Origin of the sequence: Pseudoalteromonas sp. TAB23 (assembly GCF_000498075.1) — a bacterium.
Lineage (GTDB): Bacteria > Pseudomonadota > Gammaproteobacteria > Enterobacterales > Alteromonadaceae > Pseudoalteromonas > Pseudoalteromonas arctica.
The window spans coordinates 1-1996 of the sequence record NZ_AUTP01000070.1; the positions used below are offsets into that span (position 1 = coordinate 1).

The window sequence follows — 1996 nt, forward strand, 5'->3', positions numbered from 1 at the left end:
CCGCCGATTCATGTGCTATTGCAGCGGCTTCTGTCACTGCACTGTTATTATTAATTCGATCGGTAATATTTGATGCAAACTTAATTATTTTAATTACATTACCTTTGTTATCTAAAATTGGGTTATAAGTTGCTTCTAACCAAATTTCTGAACCGTCGGCGGCAATACGTTTAAATTTTCCTGACTTAAACTGCCCCTGCGCTAATTCACTCCAAAAGCGTGGGTTATTCTCATAAAACAATTTAGTACAAAACATTTTATGATGCTTGCCTACAATGTCTTTTAAGCTATAACCTATTGTTGCTAAAAAGTTTTGGTTCGCCTTTAAAACATTACCCTCTGGGGTAAACTCTATTGTAGCCAAGGCTTTGTCGAGTGCATTTGCAATAGCCTCTTGCGCTTTTCTTTGTATGTAACTGGTCGTAATATCAGAGGCTATTTTAATAACTTTGGTGACTACGCCGCGATCTTCTACAGGAAAGTAAGTTGCCTCAAGCCAAAGCTTATCGCCATTAGCTTTGTACCTTAAAAATGAGCCTGCTTTAGAATTCCCTGTTTTTAATGCTTGCCAAAATTGACTATATTCGTTTGACTTTGCATATTCAGGTTCGCAAAACATACGATGATGCTTACCAATTATTTTCTCTTTGCTATACCCAATCGTTTTTAAAAACAACTGGTTTGCGTCTAATATTATTCCATCAGGTGTAAACTCTATATAAGCAACGTGCTTATTAATTGCCGATAAAATAGATTGTTTTTGAATTAATTGAAGCTCCATTTCTTCAATTTTTGCGTTTCTTTTAGAAATACCAAACATATAAAAACCTTAAGGAGTAAATTAGTACAAAAATTAGCAAATTAATGTGATATCAATATGTAGCTGTACTGTAAATATAAGCTTTAAATAACCTTTCGGCTAATATTTAATATCTTATATATATATATGCTTTATAAATAGTTTTTTTATTTTATAAATGTTAAGTAGTATTTTCTTCTAATTAACATTTTAAAAACCTAATAAAACCACTAATTTATGCATGACTCTGTACTTTTTTTAACTTAAAATAGCGCCCTCACAGACTACCCTCTCACACCAAAATTTAAGCATACACATAATATGTCCTATTCAAGATCTATTGTGCAGTTTCATTTTTAAAATTAAACCTTAAGGGATCATCTATGACATCAGATGTAACGTCGGCATCTAGTCAACTTAACAGAACCGCTATTTTACTCGTATTAGCGCTAGGCACATTTATTTTAGGATTATCTGAGTTTTCGATGATGCCTATGCTGCCACTAATTAGCGAAACATTTGGCTCAACGCCATCACAAAGTGGCTATGCAATTAGTGCTTACGCCATTGGTGTTGTAGTGGGCGCCCCTATTTTAATGCTTACCACTGCTAATATGAGAAAGCGCAAAGCATTGCTCATATTTATAAGCTTAATGTTTGTCTCAAACGGATTAAGCGCGATGGCAACGTCGCTTGAGCAGCTTGTAATATTTAGATTTTTAAGTGGTTTACCTCATGGTGCATATTTTGGCGCGGCTATTTTATTAGCATCGGATATTGCCCCAAAAGGTAAGCGTGCTAGCTTTATGTCTAAGGTGTTTATGGGTTTAACTGTGGCTACTATTGTTGGTGTGCCTGTTGTAACACTTGTGGGTCAAAACCTTAGTTGGCGGTATTGTTTAGCCGGCGCTGCAGTGCTTGCATTTATTGCTTTTATTTTTGTTTATAAAGTAGTTCCAAATATAGATAACGCTAAGCCTTCTAACTTACTAAACGAGTTTGGCGTACTTAAAAACAAACTGGTTTGGTCTATTTTGGGTATTGTAATTATTGGCTTTGGCGGGGTATTTTGTATTTATACTTACATTGCCGACACCATCTTAGTGGTAACAAAAACAGCCCCATATACTATTTCTATCGCAATGGTAATGTTTGGTATTGGTTGTACGCTCGGTAACTATGTACTGGGTAAAGCTG

General features: G+C 35.2%; 2 protein-coding genes. One reads left to right on the top strand and one right to left on the bottom strand.

What is annotated here, in order from left to right:
- A partial coding sequence (locus L654_RS0101720) for a PAS domain-containing protein (RefSeq protein WP_024607064.1) occupies positions 1–820 on the bottom strand: 820 nt, incomplete at its 3' end.
- 362 nt (positions 821–1182) lie between these two features.
- Here L654_RS0101720 and L654_RS0101725 point away from each other — a divergent pair.
- The coding region (locus L654_RS0101725) for an MFS transporter (RefSeq protein ID WP_024607065.1) at positions 1183–1996 on the top strand (814 nt) is incomplete at its 3' end.